Genomic DNA, 17,686 nt, shown 5'->3' with positions numbered 1-17,686 from the left:
GACGGGGTTTCCCGAAGCTGGAAAGCTGAATGCCTTCCGGAGCTCAGAGTGTTACTTGAGGGTAACGGTGGCGCCGGCAGCCTCGAGCTGCTCCTTGGCCTTCTCTGCAGCTTCCTTGGTGGCGCCTTCGAGGACAGCCTTCGGTGCACCGTCGACCAGGTCCTTGGCTTCCTTGAGGCCGAGGGAGGTGATAGCGCGAACTTCCTTGATCACTGCGATCTTCTTGTCGCCAGCAGCTTCGAGGATGACGTCGAAGTCAGTCTTCTCTTCAACCTCTTCAGCGGCGCCGCCGGCGGGGCCAGCAACAGCAACCGCAGCAGCGGTAACTTCGAAGGTCTCTTCGAAGAGCTTGACGAACTCGGAGAGCTCGATGATGGTCAGTTCCTTGAAAGCTTCAATGAGCTCTTCGTTGGTGAGCTTCGCCATGGTTGGCGTCCTTCCTATAGTGGTGCTTGGCGGCCGGGGCCGTGCCTTCGCACCGGAGTCTGGTTTGAAAGAGAGTTAGTTCTCTTCGGCAGCTGCGGCTTCGGCCGGAGCTGCGGCTTCGGCGTTAGCCTCGGCTGCGGGGGCTTCTGCTTCTTCAGCGGCGGGCGCTTCGGCAGCTGCCGGTGCACCGTTCTCTTCTTCAAGCTTGAGGCGCAGTGCGTCGATGATGCGTACAGCAGCGGCAGCAGGAGCCTTGAGGACGCCTGCAACCTTGGCGAGCTGCAGCTCACGGGACTCGAGTGCTGCCAGGGCAGCAACTTCGCTGGCGTTCAGTGCCTTGCCTTCGAAGTAACCGGTCTTGATAACCAGCTGCTTGTTGGCCTTGGCAAAATCCGTCAGGCTCTTGGCAGCGGCAACTGCGTCACCCTTGATGAACGCGATTGCAGTGGGGCCGGCGAGCTGACCGTCGAATGCTTCGACACCAGCTTCCTTGGCTGCAATTGCGGTCAGGGTGTTCTTGACGACCGAGAACTTGGTTTCCTGGCCGAGAGAAACACGCAGCTGCTTGAGCTGTGCAACGGTGAGCCCACGGTATTCGGTCAGGACAGCGGCGTTCGATTCCTTGAAATCGTTAGTGATCTCAGCTACTGCTGAAACCTTGCTAGGCGTTGCCATAACCCTCCTTCCGGGGATAGTGCCGGTTTGTCCGGGTCCCCGCTCAGATGAGCTAAAACTAAAAACGCCCCGCGCAGATGCACGGGGCTTGGCTCAACGCGATCATGCCGCGGAGCTTTGCTTCGTTCACCTGCGCCGGCCGCCCTATGTCAGGGTCCTTCGTCTGGAGATCCACTGGCCCTCCCGGCGCAGCTGCAGAATTGAGCCTTGCTTGGGAGAGTGGATTTCCAACAACCGACGGTCTTTGGTCCCATCAGCTTACGGGAAGGGCACCGTGTGCTCCAAATCGGCTCAGCTGACACTGGGCCGGAAGTCCGGCAGCTCCTTTTGCCAGATGCCCGTCACGCCCGCGGTGGTGAACCCGAGCTGCTGGTTAACGGTGAGGAGGTAGCGGTTTTCCGGAGCGTTCCAGGTATAGAGCACACGCGCGTCCGGGAACTGTTCGGTCAGCCTTTCCATGTTCGCCACCTTAATCAGCAGGCCAAGCTTGTTGCCGCGGTGCTCGCGCAGCACAACGGTGTCGTCCTGGAAGACGACGTCGGGGCGCAGGGCCAGGACGCTGATGGTGGTCAGCCCCACGAGCGTTCCGCTGGCGATGTGCTCGACGGCGGTGACCACCGTCCGGCGTCCCTGCGCGATGGCGACGTCCTCCGCCTCACGGAGGATGCCGCCGTCGAACACCAGAGCCCCGTCGTCGGCGCCGGGGATACCATCCTCTCCGGCCTGGTTCTCCAGCGCGGCGACAGCCTCGAGCCACTGCTCCGGGCAGCGGTCCGTCCAGTGGTGCAGCTGGTAACGTCCGGCGTTGGCTTCTTCCGCCTCGGCCTGCAGCTCGGCGACCAGCTTGCTGTCCAGCGGAAGGGTGCAGGAGCTGAACTGTTCGATGTGCTGCAGGGTGTAGCCGGTGTGCTGCGCGAATTCCACCTCCCGGCTGTTCAGTGGCACGAACCCCATCCCGGTACCGGGAATCAGCTGCCCTGCCTTGTTGTCGGCGAGCGTCGCGCCGGGGTGGTTCGTGTCGATCAGGATGATGCGCCTGCCCTCCTCCCGGGCCAGGTGCTCCGCGGCTTCCAGCAACTGCCGCCCCACGCCGCGGCCCTGGAACTCCGGCAGGATGTCGAGGGTGAATTCGGCCAGGTCCAGGTTGTCCGCGAGCGGCAGGGCAATATCCACGGTTCCGACGATCTGGTTGTCGACCTTGGCTACCAGGATCACCTGGCGTTCATAGGGGTCCGCCAATTCCAGCAGCTTCTCCAGCGGCGCGTAGGCCAGGTCATCGCTCCCCCACGTCTGCATCCGGACCTTCCGCCCTACTTCGACGGCGGCAAGGAAATCTGCTGCATCCGGTCCGTCCAGCGAATCCGGGATCCAGAGCTGCTCGACCCGTACCTCGTGTGCCTTAGCGGGCATGTTCCCAGCCATCCTGCCGCCCAATGCTCTACCGCCCCATGCGTTGCCCGGCCCGCGCCGGGCTTTCAAGCGTCAGCATATGCCCGTTTGGGTCCGCATTCCATGGCCGGCACCGGGATGTTTGCGGGCAGCCTCGATGCAGGCGGGGTCACTGGGACGACGCTGCTGTCCCGGACGTGACGGAGCGTTGCCATTCCCCGTCCCAGCCGGCCGGACGGAAGCCGAGGGCCACGTTAATGGCCAGCATGTGGTCGTTTTCGGCGGCGTTGAAGGTGGTGACGCGTTCGACGCGGGGGTAGTCCGCCAGACGGCGGAGGTTGGCGATCTTGACCAGCATGCCCAGGCGGTGGCCGCGGTGGTTGGCGGCCACCAAGGTGTCATCCTGCTCGGCAAGCCACGGCTTGCTGGGCGCCAGCTCGAGGACGGAGTAGGCGGCCAGTGCGCCGCTCTCCCGGTGCCGGGCCGCAGCCACGAGCGAGACGTTGCCGGCCTGTTTCCAAGTGTCCTCCACATGCCGGACGCGTGCGGCGTCCCAGGTTTCCTCGTCAAAGCTGAGGCCTCCCGTGGGCGCGTCCGTGCTCATCCGTGACATCAGCACGGCAAGCTGCTCCACGTGTTCGTCCGGGCAGCGGTCCGTCCAGGTCAGCAGCTCGTACCCGGCGGCCCTGGTCCGCGCGTCCCGCTCCAGGCCGTCCAGCGCCGGCGCCGCGGCAACGAGATCCAGGCTGCTGAACCGCTCCACCTGCTCGAGCTGGTAGCCTGCCGCCGCGGCGAAACGAACGCCGCGGGCCGCCGCCGGCAGGGCGCCGGTCCCGGTCAGCGGGGCGATCACGTCCGGGCCGTCGGCGTCGAAGTCCGCCGGGTGTTCCGTGAAACTCATCAGGACGCTGCGGCCGTCAGCGGCGGCCAACTCCTCCGCGTGCTGCAGCAGCGCCCGGCCGATCCCGCGGCCGGCATACGCCCTGAGCACGGCGACGTGCAGGAGTGCCCGGCCAAGGTTCTCCTGCTGCTCGAAGCGGATCCAGGACTTCGCCGCCATCCGGCCGTCAACGCGGACAAAGAAGATCCGCATTCGGGTGTAGGCGTTGTCGCGCCAAAAGCGCAGCCGCGCCGGGGGCGCCGTCGCCCGGTCCAGGCTTCCCCAGGTTTCGAGGGTCAGCGCGTCACAGAGGCGACCGAATTCGTGGAAGTCCGCGGCGTCCGGGGCGTCGATGGTTTCCGGGAGGGTCAGGGGTTCGATGAGGTACGTCGCTGGAGTCACCGGGACAGCCTAACCGGGGTCCGGAATGCAGAAAAGACCGCCCCGCGGACGCGGGACGGTCTTTTCGCTGCTTACTACGGCAATCCGGGAGGGGATTAGACCTCGGTCAGGACCTTGGTGACGTTGGGGTCAACCGAGATGCCCGGGCCGAACGTGGTGGCGACGGTGGCCTTCTGGATGTAGCGGCCCTTGGAAGCGGACGGCTTGAGGCGAAGGACCTCTTCCAGAGCGGCTGCGTAGTTCTCGGCCAGCTTGATGGCGTCGAAGGAAACCTTGCCGATGATGAAGTGCAGGTTCGAGTGCTTGTCGACGCGGAAGTCGATCTTGCCGCCCTTGATGTCGTTGACAGCCTTGGCGACGTCAGCGGTCACGGTACCGGTCTTCGGGTTCGGCATCAGGTTGCGCGGGCCGAGGACCTTACCGAGGCGGCCAACCTTGCCCATGAGGTCAGGGGTGGCGACGGCGGCGTCGAAGTCGGTCCAGCCGCCGGAGATCTTCTCGATCAGGTCGTCGGAACCGACGAAGTCGGCGCCGGCAGCGATTGCGGCCTCAGCCTTGTCGCCCGTGGCGAAGACGAGGACGCGGGCGACCTTGCCGGTGCCGTGCGGCAGGTTGACGGTGCCGCGGACCATCTGGTCGGCCTTACGGGGGTCGACACCGAGGCGGAACGCGACCTCAACGGTGGCGTCGAACTTGGACGGGTTGGTGTCCTTGGCGAGGGTCACTGCCTCGAACGGCGCGTAGAACTTCTCCGCGTCGATCTTGGCGGCGGCTGCCTCATATGCTTTGCTGCGCTTTGCCATGCTGCTTATTCTCCTTGTGCAGTTGTGGTCTGCGGACCGCGCTGGGCCCTGCCACAGCCGGATGCCGAACGGTTGATCCGTTCCTGGTTCCCGACATTTCAATGTTTAGGTGGTGCCGGTCGCCCGGCGGTGCTGTCCGTCGTCGGTTTCGGTTTCCCGGACCCGGCGCCGCATCAGCGGTGGGGGAATTAACCCTCGACGGTGATACCCATGGAACGGGCGGTGCCGGCGATGATCTTCGCGGCGCCTTCCAGGCTGGTGGCGTTGAGGTCTTCCATCTTGGTGGAGGCGATCTCGTTGACCTGGGCCTGGGTCAGCTTCGCAACCTTGACGGTGTGCGGGGTAGCCGAACCCTTGGCGACGCCTGCAGCCTTCTTGATGAGCTCTGCAGCCGGCGGGGTCTTGGTGATGAACGTGAATGAACGGTCTTCGTAGACGGTGATTTCAACCGGAATAACGTTGCCGCGCTGGGCTTCCGTCGCAGCGTTGTACGCCTTGCAGAATTCCATGATGTTGACACCGTGCTGGCCAAGCGCAGGACCGATCGGCGGGGCCGGGTTAGCGGCACCTGCCTGGATCTGCAGCTTGATGAGGCCGGTGACCTTCTTCTTGGGAGCCAATGTAGGGTCCTTCTCTCAATTACGTCCTGGGACACAGGAGCGTGCCTCAGGTTGTTGGCCGCCATGGCGAGGCGGCCTGCCGCTCCAAGGCTGCTAAGCGGGCAGCCCGGGGCGAATTCTGTCGGTGTTGCTAGATCTTGCTGACCTGGTTGAACGCCAGCGTGACCGGGGTCTCGCGCTCGAAGATGGAGACCAGCACCACGAGGGTCTGCGAATCCACCTTGATCTCGGAGATCGTGGCGGGGAGGGTCTCGAAGGGACCTTCCTTGACGATAACGGATTCGCCGACCTCGAAGTCGACGTCGACCGCGGCGGCTGCGTGCTTGACCGGCTTGCCCTTCTCGGCCTGCTCTTCTTCGAAGACCGGGGCGAGCATGGAGAAGACCTCGTCGAGGCGCAGCGGCACGGGGTTGTGGGCGTTGCCCACGAAGCCGGTGACGCCGGGGGTGTGGCGGACGGCGCCCCACGAGGCGTCGGTCAGGTCCATGCGGACCAGTACGTAGCCGGGGATGCGGACGCGGTTGATGACCTTGCGCTGAGCGTTCTTGATCTCAACGACTTCCTCCATCGGGACCTGGATTTCGAAGATGTAATCTTCCATGTCCAGGGTCTGGATGCGGGTCTCAAGGTTTGCCTTGACGCGGTTTTCGTAGCCGGCGTAGGAGTGGATGACGTACCAGTCACCCTCCTGGCGGCGCAGCTTGGCCTTGAATTCGTCGGCGGGGTCGACCTCGGCCGCGGCGGCGGCGGCCGCGAGGGCGTCGCCTTCCTCGCCGGTTCCGGTTTCCTCGGCAGCTACGGCCTCGTCAGCAGTCTCGTCAGCGGCGTCGGATTCGGGCGCAGCAGACACAGCCTCGGACTCTTCCGTGGCTTCCGCCGCGGCGTCCTGGCTCTTATCCAGCTCAGTCTCAGTTACCTCGAGCTCCTGCTCAGACACTTGGTCTCCTGCTTCCTCATTGCCTAACATGCCTATTTAAATGACTCAATTCCGCACACCCCGCGGAAGCTCCGGTTTCCCGGAGGTCCACGCAGTCTGCGGACCGGTCGCCTTAGCGGTCCGTGGCGCCTGTTCCGCCGAATACCCAGCTCACTCCGGTCCCGAAGGCCAGGTCCAGCAGGGTGACGATCACCATCATGATGACCACGAACACCAGCACCACGAGCGTGTAGTTGATCAGTTCCTTGCGGGTGGGTGCAACGACTTTCTTCAGTTCACCGATGACCTGGCGGACGAAGAGTGCAATCCGAGCGAAGAATCCTGCCTTAGGGGCATTCTTGGCGGGGCGGCCTTTGGAGCTGCTGGCAGCTGTTTCGGTCACCTGATCCTCACTCATCCTCGCGATGTCGGATACCCGGCTCTGGACTGAACCATGGTTGCTGCGCTGGTTCCGGTAAACCCCGGAACAGCTTGCGCAGGGCAGACAGGACTCGAACCTGCAACCTGCGGTTTTGGAGACCGCTGCGCTACCAATTGCGCCACTACCCTATGGATCGAAAACCGGTCAGACCGCGCATTTCCGCAGGCTTCCCTGAGGCGCACGCCATCATCGTGTTTTCAACACCGGAGAACCAGTCTACGCAACAACTGCGTCCACGTCGAACCGGCTCCGTCCGGACCCCTGGCTGCCTGCGGAAACGGCGGACCCGAAAGCCGCTTTCCCGCTCTGGGTCACATTCATACCCGGCACCCCGGAGGATCCGCTGAACAGCATAGAGTAGATTTCGTCGAATCCCCTCATCCAGCCACGAGCTGAACGCGAAGAACGGACCCGCAATGCCTGCCGCCCGCATTTCCCAGCGCATTTCCGCCATAGCCGAATCCGCCACACTGGCTGTCGATGCCAAGGCGAAGGCGTTGAAGGCGGCCGGCCGGCCGGTGATCGGCTTCGGCGCCGGCGAACCCGATTTCCCGACTCCCGGCTACATCGTCCAGGCAGCCATCGAGGCCGCGGGCCAGCCGAAGTACCACCGGTACTCCCCCGCCGGCGGGCTGCCCGAGCTGAAGCAGGCCATCGCGGACAAGACCTTCCGGGACTCCGGCTACAAGGCCGAGGCATCCCAGGTGCTCGTCACCAACGGCGGCAAGCAGGCTGTCTACAACACCTTCGCCACGCTGCTGGATCCGGGCGACGAAGTGATCGTCCCTGCGCCGTTCTGGACCACTTACCCGGAGGCGATCCGGCTGGCCGGCGGCGTTCCGGTGGAGGTCTTCGCCGGCCCGGAACAGGGCTATCTGGTCACGGTGGAGCAGCTGGAAGCGGCCGTCACGGATCGCACCAAGATCCTGCTCTTCGTCTCCCCGTCCAACCCCACCGGCGCTGTCTACTCCCCGGAGCAGGTCCGCGAAATCGGCCAGTGGGCGGCCGCCAAGGGCCTCTGGGTGGTCACCGACGAGATCTACGAGCACCTGACGTACGACGGCGTGCCCTTCACCTCGATCGCCACGGCCGTCCCCGAGCTCGGCGACAAGGTGGTCATCCTCAACGGCGTCGCCAAGACCTACGCCATGACCGGCTGGCGGGTGGGCTGGATGATCGGCCCGGCCGACGTCATCAAGGCCGCCACCAACCTGCAGTCGCATGCCACCTCCAACGTTTCCAACATCATGCAGATCGCTGCCCTCGCGGCAGTTTCCGGCCCGCTCACGGCGGTCGATGAGATGAAGGTGGCCTTTGACCGCCGCCGGAAGGCCATCGTGGCCGGGCTCAACGCGATCGAGGGCGTGGACTGCCCCACGCCCAAGGGCGCCTTCTACGTCTACGCCGACGTCCGGGGGCTGCTGGGCAAGGAGCTCCCCACCGCGAACGGCCCGGTCCGGCCCTCGACGTCGGCCGAACTCGCCGCGCTGATCCTCGACGAGGTGGAAGTCGCTGTGGTGCCGGGCGAGGCCTTTGGCCCCTCCGGTTACCTGCGCTTGTCCTACGCACTGGGCGACGAGGACCTCGCCACCGGCGTCGGCCGCCTCCAGGACTTCCTCGGCAAGGCCAAGTAGCGGCCCGAACCTCTGATGCTCCCTCACATAGGGTCCCTAAGCCGCCGGCTTGGGGACCCTACGTGACGGAGCATCTTAGGGTTAGAGGAGGCGGCGCTCCGCGGCCCAGCGGGTCAGCTCGTGCCGGCTGGAGAGCTGGAGCTTGCGCAGTACCGCCGAGACGTGGGTTTCTACTGTCTTGATCGAGATGAACAGCTCCTTGGCCACTTCCTTGTAGCTGTAGCCCCGCGCGATCAGCCGCATCACCTCAAGTTCGCGGGCCGACAGCCGGTCCAGTTCGTCGTCGGCGATGTCCGCCGGGGCGGTGCCGAAGGCGTCGAGGACAAAGCCCGCCAGCCGGGGTGAGAAGACGGCGTCGCCGCCCGCCACGCGGCGCACCGCGTCGCTGATCCCCGCCCCTGAAATGCTCTTGGTGACGTAGCCCCGCGCTCCGGCGCGGATTACGGAGACGACGTCCTCGGCGGCATCCGAAACGCTCAGCGCAAGGAACCTGGTGCTGCCCAGCAGCGCCGCGGAGCCGGCCAGGACCTCGCGTCCGCCGCCGCCCAGTCCGCCGGGAAGATGGACGTCCAGCAGCACGACGTCGGGACGCGCCTCGGCGATGACGGCGACGGCTTCTTCTACGGTGCCCGCCTCGCCGACCACGAGGATGCCGGGATCCAGGTCGGCCTTCAACCCGGAGCGGAAGATGGCGTGGTCATCGACGATCACCACGCGCGTGGCCACGGGAGGGGTCCCGGCCCCGCTGCTGGCCAAGGGCTGGGTGCTCATGGTTGGTCCTCTCCGTTGGTTCTGGTGCCGTTGCCGGCGGCTGTGTTGTTGGTGGTGGCAGCGAGCGGCAGCCTGAGCCGCACCTCGGTACCGTCGGGGCCGCTGGCGATGGCGGCGGTGCCTCCGTGGCGCCGCATCCGGCCGATGATGGATTCCCGGACGCCCAGGCGGTCGGCGGGGATCGCGCCCGGATCGAACCCCGGCCCCCGGTCCTTGACGAAGACCTCGACGGCGTCATCGGTGACTTCCAGGTACACCGAGACGGCGCCGCCGCCGTGGCGGGCCGCGTTGAGCATGGCCTCGCGGGCTGCCTGGACGAGGGCCTCGAGGCGTTCTGTCATGGCGCAGTCCCCCACGGTCACGACTTCCACGGCGTGCCCCAGGGAGTCCTCGACGTCCGCGGCGGCAGCCTTGAGCCCGGCGGAGAGCTGGCCCGAGTCCGGCCCGGGGTCGCGGTAGAGCCAGCCCCGCAGCTCCCGTTCCTGGGCGCGGGCGAGGCGGACGACGTCGTGCTCGTTGGCGGCGCGACGCTGGATCAGCGCCAGCGTTTGGAGCACGGAGTCGTGCAGGTGGGCGGCGATCTCGGCCCGTTCGGTGGCACGCACCCGGCCGGCGCGCTCGGCCTCCAGATCACGCCAGAACTTCAGGCCCCAGGGGAGCAGCACCAGCGCCACGCCGCCCAGGACGGCCACGGAGGCCAGCAGCGCGAGCCAGGTCTGCTCCCAGGAGCCCGAGCCGGACACCATCAGCAGCACCCCGGCCACCACCAGGGCGAGCCCGGCCGCGAGCCTTGCCCAGCCCCCGGCTTGGTCGGCCTTGGTCTTGTCCACGAGGCCGGCCCGCCGCGTTTCATCCAGCTGCATCCAGGCAATGGCGGCGCCGCCCAGGATCGCGGCAACCGGGATAAGTGTGCCTAGCGGCACGTCCAGGCCAAAGAGCCGGGCGATCAGGATGCCGGCCGCCAGCAGCAGCCCGGCGCCGAGCAGGATTTCCTTGCCGTACGGCATGCCCGGGAACCGCGTCCGCCAGGCCCCTGCCGGGACGCCGGCGCCGGCGTCCACGCCGACGCCGCTCGCCCCGCCTACCGCGGGACCGCCTACCGTGGGCGCGCTCACCGCGGGAGCGATCGGCGACGCCGGCTGACGGGCGTTGCGCTTAGAGTTCTCGTCCGCGGTGGGCACCATGATCCAAAGCCAGGCATAGAACGCGACCCCGGCGCCGCCCGCGAGCGCCGCCACCACCATGCCGATCCGGACCATCCGCACCGGCCAGCCCAGATGATGGGCCAGGCCCGCGCAGACGCCGGCGATCACGCGGTCGCTGCTGCGGACCAGCGGCGGGCGGGAAACGGCTGTCGTCATGGGTCAATCCAAACACGGACCGGGGTTTCCCGGAGCCGTTTTCGGGCGGAACCGGGGACCGCTCAGGGGCCGTTCAGGGTCTTCCCCAGTAGAGCGCCGGGCCCCCTGGGCGGGAGGATCGAGGTATGAACCCGCACACTCCGCACCCAGATGAGGACCCGAACGCTTCGGGCCGTCCGGATAGCACTCCGGACGCCACTTCCGGCGGCCCCGCCGACACCACTGCGGCGGCCGGCGAACCAGCGCAGGAGGCTCCGCCGCTTTACCCGCCGGGCGGCCCGTACCCGTCCGGCCCCGGGGCCACCCCTCCGCCGTACACCGGCGCCCCGCCGGCCCCGGGCGTGCCGCCGCAGAACTTCTTTGACTGGATCCGCAGCCACGGGATCTACCGCGGCCGTCAGCGCTGGGTCGGCGGCGTCGCCAGCGGCATTGCCCAGCGGCTCGGCGTCGACCCCTTGATCGTGCGCGGCATCCTGATCGTTCTGACCGTGTTCGCCGGCGTTGGCGTCCTGTTCTACGGCCTGGCCTGGGCGCTGCTGCCGGAGCCGGACGGCCGGATCCACGTCCAGGAGGCGGCCGCCGGCCGCTGGAGCTCGGGCATGACCGGCGCCCTGATCACCACCATCATCGGGTTCCCCAGCCTGGGCAGCGGCGTCTGGGGCTGGGACCGCTACGGCTTCGGCGCCTTTGTCTGGACCGTGTTCTGGGTGGGCGGCGCCATCTACGTCATCTACTACCTCACGCAGCGCAACAAGGCCCGGGCCGGCGGACCCCCCGCGTCCCCAGGGCCGGGGACGGGAGGTGCCGGCTGGAGCGCGGCGGGCGCCGGCACCTACGGCACCATGTCCGGCACCGGCACCGGCCCGGGCAACCCCGCCACACCCGGCGACAGCGCCTTCGACGGCACCTACGGGAGCACTTACGAGAGCACCTACGGCGGCACCGGGCCGACCCCCACCGGCACTAACCAGACCCTCCCGCTGGAAGGACTCCCGGCGCGGAATTGGGAGGACTCCGGAGCTGCCCCCGGCTGGGCGGCACCGCCCCCCGCCGGCCCCACCCCGCCCTACGGCGGCGGTTACGGCCCCGTGCCGCCGGCCGCGCCGGTGCCGGCCCCCAAGCCCCGCAACCTGGGCCCCGGCGCTTCTGCCGTGGCGGTAACCGCCGGCATCGCACTCCTGGTCGGCGGCGGCATCAAGGCCCTCGACGCCGCCCACGCGATCAACCTCGGCACCGCGGGCAACGCCGTCGTATGGGCCAGCGCCGCGGCGGTGCTGGGTCTGGGGATCCTGGTCTCCGGGCTCCGGGGCCGGACGGCGGGCATCCTGGGGTTCTTCGCCGTCGTGGCACTGATCATCGGCGGGATCTTCAACCTGGTGCCCAACGCTGACCGGGCCCGCTTCCAGAACATCGACTGGGCCCCGGCGAGCATCGAGCAGGCCCGGGACGGCTTCGACATCACGGGCGGGACCGGCACGGTGGACCTGACCAAGCTCAACCTGAACCCGCCGCTGGGTTCCGACGTCGTGGTCCGGCTGGATGCCACGGCGAGCAATGTCACGGTGGCCATCCCCACCAGCGTCCCGGTCCAGGTCCAAGCGGACATGACGATGGGAAACCTCAGCGACAGCCGCGGCAACCACGGCGGCATGACCACCCAGCAGAACGACTACAACACGGACAAGCCCGGCAGCCGCCTGATCGTCAAGATCTCGGGGACCCTGAGCAACGTCACCGTGAAGGAAGGGAACTGACATGAGCAGCTACGACCCGGCGGACACGCCGGCAGGGCCCTCGACCGACGGCGGTCCGCGGGCCCGCGTGGGAACCGTGGTTTGGGGGCTGATCGTGCTGGCGCTGGCCGCGCTGATCATCATCTCCCGGCTGGGCCTCGTCGCCCTGAACGGAACCTATGTGCTGATCGGCCTGATGATCGGGGCCGGCGCCGCGCTGGTGGTCGGCGGATTACTGTCCGCCCGCAGACGTGACAAAGACACTACGACAGGGAAGTCTTGAACCATGGATAAGTTCTTCAGCATCGTCCGGGGCCTAGGCCTGAAACGCGGCCCGCAGCGCTGGCTGGGCGGCGTATGCGGCGGGATCGCCGCCAAGCTGAACGTCGACGTCGCGTACGTCCGGATCGGGTACCTGCTTTTCGCCCTCATCCCCGGCCCCGCCTTCGTGTTCTACCTGGCAGCCTGGCTGATCCTGCCGGACCAGCGGAACGCGATCATCCTCGAGTCCTTCCTGGAGAGGCGCGCCGGTCGGCCCTGACCCGGCCCTGAGCCGCGGCGGCAGCCGCCGGCCCCACCACGAACGCGCAGTGCCCCCGCCGACTCCGGCGGGGGCACTGCGCGTGGGTCACCGTTTGTGTGCTGCCCCACATCCGCGATTACACTTCTAGGTGAGCTCAGCGTGGCGCTCTGCCTGTACCCCTTCGAACCAGGATTTGAGCCGAGACATGAAAATTGGAATCCTCACCAGCGGCGGAGACTGCCCCGGACTGAACGCCGTGATCCGCGGTGCCGTCCTGAAAGGCATCGCCGTCCACGGCCACGAATTCGTGGGGTTCCTGGACGGCTGGCGCGGCGTGGTCGAAGGCGACATCATCGACATCCCGCGCGCGCTGGTCCGCGGCATCGCCAAGCAGGGCGGGACCATCCTCGGCACCTCCCGGACCAACCCGTTCGAGAACAACGGCGGCCCCGAGGTCATCAAGGCGAACATGGACCGCCTCGGCATCGACGCCATCATCGCCATCGGCGGCGAAGGCACCCTCGCCGCCGCGAAGCGCCTGACCGACGCCGGGCTGAAGATTGTCGGCGTGCCCAAGACCGTCGACAACGACCTCGACGCCACCGACTACACCTTCGGATTCGACACCGCCGTCGAGATCGCCACCGAGGCCATCGACCGCCTGCGCACCACCGGGGAATCCCACCACCGGACCATGATCGCCGAGGTCATGGGCCGCCACGTCGGCTGGATCGCCCTGCACGCCGGCATGGCCTCCGGCGCCCACGCCATCCTGATCCCGGAGCAGAAGGCCTCCATGGAACAGATCACCGAATGGGTCATCTCGGCCCGCGACCGTGGCCGCGCGCCGCTGGTCGTCGTCGCGGAAGGCTTTGTCCCCGAGGGTCAGGAGTCCCCGCACTCCGAGCGCGGACTGGACACCTTCGGCCGGCCGCGCCTCGGCGGCATCGCCGAACTGCTGGCCCCCGAACTGGAGGCCCGCACCGGCATCGAGACCCGGGCCACGGTGCTGGGCCACATCCAGCGCGGCGGTGTCCCCACGGCTTTCGACCGGGTGCTGGCGACCCGCCTCGGCATGGCGGCGATCGATTCGGTGGTGGAGCAGCGCTGGGGAACCATGGTGTCGCTGAACGGCACCGACATCGTCCATGTCGGCTTCGACGCCGCCTTGGGCAACCTCAAGAGCGTGCCGCAGCACCGCTACGAGGAAGCGGCCGTTCTCTTCGGCTGAGGCGTCCCCGGGCTGGGCTTTCCCGGCTGGGCGTTGCCGCTGGGTAGGGTTGAGGCATGACTCTTGCGCCCGGTTCCGCTGAAATCATCCAGCTCGCGTGGGCCCGCCGGCTGGGGCTCGACGACGGCGCTTTTGCCACCGCCGCGGGTCGCCGCCTCACCCGGGTGGACGACGCGGCCCGTTCCCTGCAGTTCGTCCGCCTGTTCGGCAGCTCCGCCCTGGTGGGGCCGGGATGGGCCATCGACGCCGCGGCCGGGTACTCCGAGGAGGAGCTGGCGCAGCACGTCACGCTGCTGACCATCACGCGCGGGCACGGCGGCCACGGCCTGGGCGCCGCCGCACTCTTCTTCGCCGACGACCTGCCGCTGCAGCAGCCGGCCGAGGAGCTGACCGTCTCGCAAGGGAACCCGGAAGCGATCGAACTCGAAGCACTGTGCCCGCCGGACGACGTCAACGAGGTCGGCCTCGCGGACCTCGAACACCGCTTCACGATCATGCACGTCGAAGACGGCCGGCGGACGCCCGTGGCCTGCGGCGCCTACACCGAATGGGAAGGCATCTTGGCACAGCTTGGCGTGCTGGTGGCCCCCGAGTGGCGGCGCCGCGGCGTCGGCACCCTGGCCGCCTCGATTGCGGCCCATGAGGCGCTGGCCTCGGGGTTGACGCTGCAGTGGCGCTCCGATGTCAGCAACAAGGGCTCGCTGGCCCTGGCCCGGAGCCTGGGCTTCACCGCCGGCGGCATCCAGACCAGCGTGCTGCTGGGCTAGTCGGGCCGGGTCCGGTTGCGCCCGGCCGCGTTGCCCTAGCCCCGCTGGGCGTCGGCGTCCTCCGTGACGGTGGCCCCGCCGGTTACTGCCGCCGGAACCGTGCCGGGGGTTCCCCAACCCTCGTGCGGCTGCGGCTTGGCGAAGAACAGCGCCACGGCAGCGCCGAGCAGGATCACCGCCGCGGGCAACAGGATGGACTGGCCCATCGCCGTCGAGAATCCCTCGTGCAGCGCCTCGGGCAGCCTGCCGCCGAACGCCATCGGGTTCGACTCCCCCGACGCACCCGGGGCTGCCGGGAGTTCCGCGGCAAGGCGGGCCTGGATCAGCACGGCGATGGCAGCGCTGCCCAGGACCGCGCCGATCTGGCGGGTGGTGTTGTAGACGCCGGAGCCGGCCCCGGCCTGGCGCGGCGGCAGGTTCCGGGTGGCGGTGGAGCTCAGCGGCGCCCAGATGCCGGCGTTCGCGAATCCCAGCACGGCGCTGGGCAGCAGGAAGAGCCAGATGGGGGTGTCCGGGTGCATCAGCGAGGCGTTCCAAAACAGCGCCACTGACATCAGGACCAGGCCGCCGGCCGTGATGAACTTCGGGTTGACCCGGTCGATGATCTTGCCCACGACCGGTGCCAGGCCGCCGGAGATCACGGCCATCGGAACCATCATGAGCGCGGACTGCGTCGGGGTGAGGCCCCGGACCACCTGGTAGTAGAAAATCAGCGGCAGGCTGAAGGCGGTCACGGTGAAGCCAACCGTGGTGATGCCCACGTTGGCCAGCGAGAAGTTGCGGTCCTTGAACAGGCCGAGGGGCAGCAGCGGTTCGCCCTTGTTGAACCGCTGCCAGGCCACGAAGGCGACGAGGACAACGACGCCGCCTATGATCAGGCCCCAGACGGTGATGGGGCCGGTGATGGTGCCCCAGTTGTAGGTTTCGCCTTCCTGGATCCCGAACACCAGCAGGAACAGTCCGACGGCGCTGAGCAGCACGCCGGGGATGTCGAACTTGTGCGGGTGCGTGCTCAGGGCCGGAACGAAGCGCAGGGCCAGGATAAAGCCGGTGATGCCGACCGGAATGTTGATGAAGAAGATCCACTCCCAGCCCAGGCCGTCCACCAGGACTCCGCCCAGGATCGGCCCCACCAGGGTGGCAACCCCGGCCGTGGCACCCCAGATGCCCATGGCGGCGCCGCGGCGGTCCGGCGGGAAGATCCGCGTGATGACGGCCATGGTCTGCGGTGTCATCATCGCGGCCCCGAGGCCCTGCAGCACCCGGGCCTCGATCAGGGTGTGCACGTCGCCGGAGAGCCCGCACCACAGCGAGGCAAGGGTGAAGACCACCAGTCCGGACAGGTACAGCTTCTTCGGACCGAAGCGGTCGCCCAGCCTGCCCGTGATCAGCAGCGGGACGGCATAGGCCAGCAGGTAGGCACTGGTTACCCAGATCACCGAGTTGATGTCAGCGTTCAAGCCCTCCATGATCCGGGGGTTGGCCACCGAGACGATGGTGGTGTCGATCAGGATCATGAAGAATCCGATCACCAAAGACCAGAGGGCGGCCCACGGCCTCGCTACGTTTTCCATTAGGTTCCTTAGGGTGCGTGGGTGGCCGGTTCAGGCGAGGAGCGCCAGAATATCGTTCCGGGCAAACATTTGGGCGGCTGCCCGGGCGGAGGGACTTCCGGCGTCGGGGTCGGCGCCCGCGTCCACGAGGACCTGGACCACGTCCGGGTAGCCCTTGAACACGGCCCCGGCCAGCGGTGTCTGGCCGCGGTCGTTGGCTGTGTTGGCGTCGCCGCCGTGCGCCAGGATGAGCCGGACGGTGTCCGCGTGGCCATGGTAGGCGGCAAGCATCAGCAGGGTATCGCCGGCCGCGGTGGTCAGCGTGGCGGGCGCCCCGGCGGCGAGGTAGCTGCCGAGCAGGGCGGAGTTGCCGTCGCGGGCGGCGTCGAACAGCGCGTGGGCGAGGGCGAGGGTCTCCTCGTCGGGGGCGGCCGGCTCGGAAGCGGCCGCTTCCGGCCCGCCGCTCACCGGGTCCCCCGGAGGAAGCCGGTCTGGCGTCCCACGACCTGACCGGCGTCGGGCGCCACAATGAGTTCCTGGGCGGCGGTGTACGCTTCGTCGCCGTCCATCACGGTGAGCACCTCGTCCGGGGCGACGGAGCGCTTGATGACGGCCAGGGCCACCGGACCCATTTCGTAGTGCTGCGCCACGGAAGTCAGCGTGCCGACCTTCCGCTCGCCGGCCCGGACTTCGCTGCCGACGGCGGGCAGCGTGTGCTGGGACCCGTCCAACTGGAGGAACACCAGCCGCCGCGGGGGATGACCTAGGTTGTGCACCCTGGCGACTGTTTCCTGTCCCTTGTAGCAGCCTTTCGCCAAGTGCACTGCCGTGCGCAGCAGGTCCAGTTCGTGCGGGATGGTCTTGTCGTCGGTCTCCGACCCCCAGCGGGGGCGCCACGCGGCGATGCGCAGCGCCTCGGCCGCCAGGACACCGGCCAGCGGGCGTTCCGCCACGGTGGCCTCAAGCTCTGCAGCCGGCACGAGGTATTCGAACCACGGCCGTTCCAGGCCAGGGTGGGTGTCCTCGCCCACCACGGCGTAGGAGTACCCGCCGGCGCCGACGTGCGGCCAGGGATCTTCCCAAACACGGAGACCGGACCACTCCGGAACCGGCCGGGTGGCGCCCAGCACAGCCCAGTCCGCCGAGACGTCGGCGACCTCGACCCGGAGCATGAACTTCATCCTGGTCAGCCATTCGGCCAGCGGCGCGGCCTCGGCCGCCTCCACGATCAGCCAGGTGGTCTCGCCGTCGTCCAGCACCCGCGCGTCGAACTCGATCCGGCCCTGCACGCTGAGCAGCAGCAGTTCGGTGGACTGGCCGGGGGCCAGGGCCGTGAGCTGCTGCGAGGACAGGGTGTTGAGCCAGCTCAACCGGTCCGGCCCGCTCACCGTGACCACGCCGCGCTGGGACAGATCGACGACGGCGGTGCCGGCAGCCAGGGCGCGCTGCTCGCGCAGCGGTTCGCCGTAATGGGCGGCGACGCCGGCGTCGGCACCGGCCGCTTCGACGGCGCCCGGGCGCGACAGCAGGGGGCTCTTGGTAGTCATATGAAGTAGAAGT

19 protein-coding genes and 1 tRNA gene are annotated in these 17,686 nt (G+C 68.0%); 6 read left to right on the top strand and 14 right to left on the bottom strand.

Annotated features, from left to right (window positions below):
• Nucleotides 1–51: 51 nt before the first annotated feature.
• The 9 genes from rplL to AC1DBD_RS02670 all read right to left on the bottom strand — a co-directional run bounded on the left by rplL (nucleotide 52) and on the right by AC1DBD_RS02670 (nucleotide 6,681).
• Nucleotides 52–426, bottom strand: a complete 375-nt coding sequence (rplL, locus tag AC1DBD_RS02710; RefSeq protein WP_441417028.1) for a 50S ribosomal protein L7/L12 — start codon at nucleotides 424–426, stop codon at nucleotides 52–54.
• Between the two features lie 75 nt (nucleotides 427–501).
• Nucleotides 502–1,101 (bottom strand): 50S ribosomal protein L10, encoded by a 600-nt coding sequence (rplJ, locus tag AC1DBD_RS02705; protein WP_441417027.1) that lies wholly within the window; start codon nucleotides 1,099–1,101, stop codon nucleotides 502–504.
• 291 nt (nucleotides 1,102–1,392) lie between these two features.
• Entirely contained in the window at nucleotides 1,393–2,511 is a 1,119-nt protein-coding gene (locus AC1DBD_RS02700) for a GNAT family N-acetyltransferase (RefSeq protein WP_476981368.1), read from the bottom strand.
• A 148-nt stretch (nucleotides 2,512–2,659) separates the two neighbouring features.
• Complete coding sequence (locus AC1DBD_RS02695; protein ID WP_476981367.1) at nucleotides 2,660–3,772, bottom strand: GNAT family N-acetyltransferase; 1,113 nt, start codon at nucleotides 3,770–3,772, stop codon at nucleotides 2,660–2,662.
• Between the two features lie 95 nt (nucleotides 3,773–3,867).
• Nucleotides 3,868–4,575 carry a 50S ribosomal protein L1 gene (gene rplA, locus AC1DBD_RS02690; protein ID WP_441417024.1) on the bottom strand — a complete coding sequence of 236 codons (708 nt, stop codon included), beginning with the start codon at nucleotides 4,573–4,575 and terminating at the stop codon, nucleotides 3,868–3,870.
• Between the two features lie 188 nt (nucleotides 4,576–4,763).
• Entirely contained in the window at nucleotides 4,764–5,195 is a 432-nt protein-coding gene (rplK, locus tag AC1DBD_RS02685) for a 50S ribosomal protein L11 (protein WP_003803853.1), read from the bottom strand.
• A gap of 130 nt (nucleotides 5,196–5,325) precedes the next feature.
• Nucleotides 5,326–6,132 carry a transcription termination/antitermination protein NusG gene (gene nusG, locus AC1DBD_RS02680; RefSeq protein WP_441417023.1) on the bottom strand — a complete coding sequence of 269 codons (807 nt, stop codon included), beginning with the start codon at nucleotides 6,130–6,132 and terminating at the stop codon, nucleotides 5,326–5,328.
• A gap of 112 nt (nucleotides 6,133–6,244) precedes the next feature.
• Nucleotides 6,245–6,529 carry a preprotein translocase subunit SecE gene (secE, locus tag AC1DBD_RS02675; protein ID WP_056738571.1) on the bottom strand — a complete coding sequence of 95 codons (285 nt, stop codon included), beginning with the start codon at nucleotides 6,527–6,529 and terminating at the stop codon, nucleotides 6,245–6,247.
• A gap of 79 nt (nucleotides 6,530–6,608) precedes the next feature.
• Nucleotides 6,609–6,681: transfer RNA gene (locus AC1DBD_RS02670), tRNA-Trp, on the bottom strand.
• A 288-nt stretch (nucleotides 6,682–6,969) separates the two neighbouring features.
• On the opposite strand from AC1DBD_RS02670, the gene AC1DBD_RS02665 reads away from it, so the two are divergent.
• Entirely contained in the window at nucleotides 6,970–8,187 is a 1,218-nt protein-coding gene (locus tag AC1DBD_RS02665) for a pyridoxal phosphate-dependent aminotransferase (RefSeq protein WP_476981366.1), read from the top strand.
• 81 nt (nucleotides 8,188–8,268) lie between these two features.
• On the opposite strand, the gene AC1DBD_RS02660 is transcribed toward AC1DBD_RS02665, so the two are convergent.
• Both AC1DBD_RS02660 and AC1DBD_RS02655 read right to left on the bottom strand, forming a co-directional pair.
• Nucleotides 8,269–8,958, bottom strand: coding sequence for a LuxR C-terminal-related transcriptional regulator (locus AC1DBD_RS02660; RefSeq protein ID WP_441417021.1), 690 nt, complete (start codon nucleotides 8,956–8,958; stop codon nucleotides 8,269–8,271).
• The gene (locus AC1DBD_RS02655) at nucleotides 8,955–10,319 is read right to left on the bottom strand and encodes an ATP-binding protein (RefSeq protein WP_476981365.1); all 1,365 of its coding nucleotides are present in this window, start codon (nucleotides 10,317–10,319) and stop codon (nucleotides 8,955–8,957) included. Before AC1DBD_RS02655 ends, AC1DBD_RS02660 begins: the two co-directional genes overlap by 4 nt.
• Before the next feature lie 125 nt (nucleotides 10,320–10,444).
• On the opposite strand from AC1DBD_RS02655, the gene AC1DBD_RS02650 reads away from it, so the two are divergent.
• From AC1DBD_RS02650 to AC1DBD_RS02630, 5 genes are all read left to right on the top strand, one after another.
• Entirely contained in the window at nucleotides 10,445–12,073 is a 1,629-nt protein-coding gene (locus tag AC1DBD_RS02650) for a PspC domain-containing protein (protein ID WP_476981364.1), read from the top strand.
• Between the two features lies 1 nt (nucleotide 12,074).
• On the top strand, nucleotides 12,075–12,335 hold the full coding sequence (locus tag AC1DBD_RS02645) for a hypothetical protein (protein WP_441417018.1): 261 nt from the start codon (nucleotides 12,075–12,077) through the stop codon (nucleotides 12,333–12,335).
• 3 nt (nucleotides 12,336–12,338) lie between these two features.
• Nucleotides 12,339–12,593, top strand: coding sequence for a PspC domain-containing protein (locus AC1DBD_RS02640; protein ID WP_441417017.1), 255 nt, complete (start codon nucleotides 12,339–12,341; stop codon nucleotides 12,591–12,593).
• A 187-nt stretch (nucleotides 12,594–12,780) separates the two neighbouring features.
• On the top strand, nucleotides 12,781–13,806 hold the full coding sequence (locus tag AC1DBD_RS02635) for a 6-phosphofructokinase (RefSeq protein ID WP_175321157.1): 1,026 nt from the start codon (nucleotides 12,781–12,783) through the stop codon (nucleotides 13,804–13,806).
• A 56-nt stretch (nucleotides 13,807–13,862) separates the two neighbouring features.
• A complete protein-coding gene (locus AC1DBD_RS02630; RefSeq protein ID WP_441417016.1) occupies nucleotides 13,863–14,573 on the top strand; it encodes a GNAT family N-acetyltransferase in 711 nt (236 codons plus the stop codon).
• Between the two features lie 35 nt (nucleotides 14,574–14,608).
• On the opposite strand, the gene AC1DBD_RS02625 is transcribed toward AC1DBD_RS02630, so the two are convergent.
• The 3 genes from AC1DBD_RS02625 to ygfZ are packed head-to-tail and all read right to left on the bottom strand — an operon-like array spanning nucleotide 14,609 to nucleotide 17,673.
• Complete coding sequence (locus AC1DBD_RS02625; protein ID WP_441417015.1) at nucleotides 14,609–16,147, bottom strand: DHA2 family efflux MFS transporter permease subunit; 1,539 nt, start codon at nucleotides 16,145–16,147, stop codon at nucleotides 14,609–14,611.
• 30 nt (nucleotides 16,148–16,177) lie between these two features.
• Entirely contained in the window at nucleotides 16,178–16,594 is a 417-nt protein-coding gene (locus tag AC1DBD_RS02620) for an ankyrin repeat domain-containing protein (RefSeq protein WP_441417014.1), read from the bottom strand.
• Nucleotides 16,591–17,673, bottom strand: coding sequence for a CAF17-like 4Fe-4S cluster assembly/insertion protein YgfZ (gene ygfZ / locus AC1DBD_RS02615; protein WP_441417013.1), 1,083 nt, complete (start codon nucleotides 17,671–17,673; stop codon nucleotides 16,591–16,593). Before ygfZ ends, AC1DBD_RS02620 begins: the two co-directional genes overlap by 4 nt.
• Nucleotides 17,674–17,686: the final 13 nt, after the last annotated feature.

Source organism: Arthrobacter sp. 10T419, assembly GCF_056394105.1.
This window is presented reverse-complemented; position numbering and strand designations above follow the sequence as displayed.

What these genes read in the sequence shown, in the direction of transcription:
- rplL (WP_441417028.1), bottom strand. Translation starts at nt 426, where the DNA reads ATGGCGAAGCTCACCAACGAAGAGCTCATTGAAGCTTTCAAGGAACTG.
- rplJ (WP_441417027.1), bottom strand. Translation starts at nt 1,101, where the DNA reads ATGGCAACGCCTAGCAAGGTTTCAGCAGTAGCTGAGATCACTAACGAT.
- AC1DBD_RS02700 (WP_476981368.1), bottom strand. Translation starts at nt 2,511, where the DNA reads ATGCCCGCTAAGGCACACGAGGTACGGGTCGAGCAGCTCTGGATCCCG.
- rplA (WP_441417024.1), bottom strand. Translation starts at nt 4,575, where the DNA reads ATGGCAAAGCGCAGCAAAGCATATGAGGCAGCCGCCGCCAAGATCGAC.
- secE (WP_056738571.1), bottom strand. Translation starts at nt 6,529, where the DNA reads ATGAGTGAGGATCAGGTGACCGAAACAGCTGCCAGCAGCTCCAAAGGC.
- AC1DBD_RS02665 (WP_476981366.1), top strand. Translation starts at nt 6,970, where the DNA reads ATGCCTGCCGCCCGCATTTCCCAGCGCATTTCCGCCATAGCCGAATCC.
- AC1DBD_RS02660 (WP_441417021.1), bottom strand. Translation starts at nt 8,958, where the DNA reads ATGAGCACCCAGCCCTTGGCCAGCAGCGGGGCCGGGACCCCTCCCGTG.
- AC1DBD_RS02655 (WP_476981365.1), bottom strand. Translation starts at nt 10,319, where the DNA reads ATGACGACAGCCGTTTCCCGCCCGCCGCTGGTCCGCAGCAGCGACCGC.
- AC1DBD_RS02650 (WP_476981364.1), top strand. Translation starts at nt 10,445, where the DNA reads ATGAACCCGCACACTCCGCACCCAGATGAGGACCCGAACGCTTCGGGC.
- AC1DBD_RS02645 (WP_441417018.1), top strand. Translation starts at nt 12,075, where the DNA reads ATGAGCAGCTACGACCCGGCGGACACGCCGGCAGGGCCCTCGACCGAC.
- AC1DBD_RS02640 (WP_441417017.1), top strand. Translation starts at nt 12,339, where the DNA reads ATGGATAAGTTCTTCAGCATCGTCCGGGGCCTAGGCCTGAAACGCGGC.
- AC1DBD_RS02635 (WP_175321157.1), top strand. Translation starts at nt 12,781, where the DNA reads ATGAAAATTGGAATCCTCACCAGCGGCGGAGACTGCCCCGGACTGAAC.
- AC1DBD_RS02630 (WP_441417016.1), top strand. Translation starts at nt 13,863, where the DNA reads ATGACTCTTGCGCCCGGTTCCGCTGAAATCATCCAGCTCGCGTGGGCC.
- AC1DBD_RS02625 (WP_441417015.1), bottom strand. Translation starts at nt 16,147, where the DNA reads ATGGAAAACGTAGCGAGGCCGTGGGCCGCCCTCTGGTCTTTGGTGATC.
- ygfZ (WP_441417013.1), bottom strand. Translation starts at nt 17,673, where the DNA reads ATGACTACCAAGAGCCCCCTGCTGTCGCGCCCGGGCGCCGTCGAAGCG.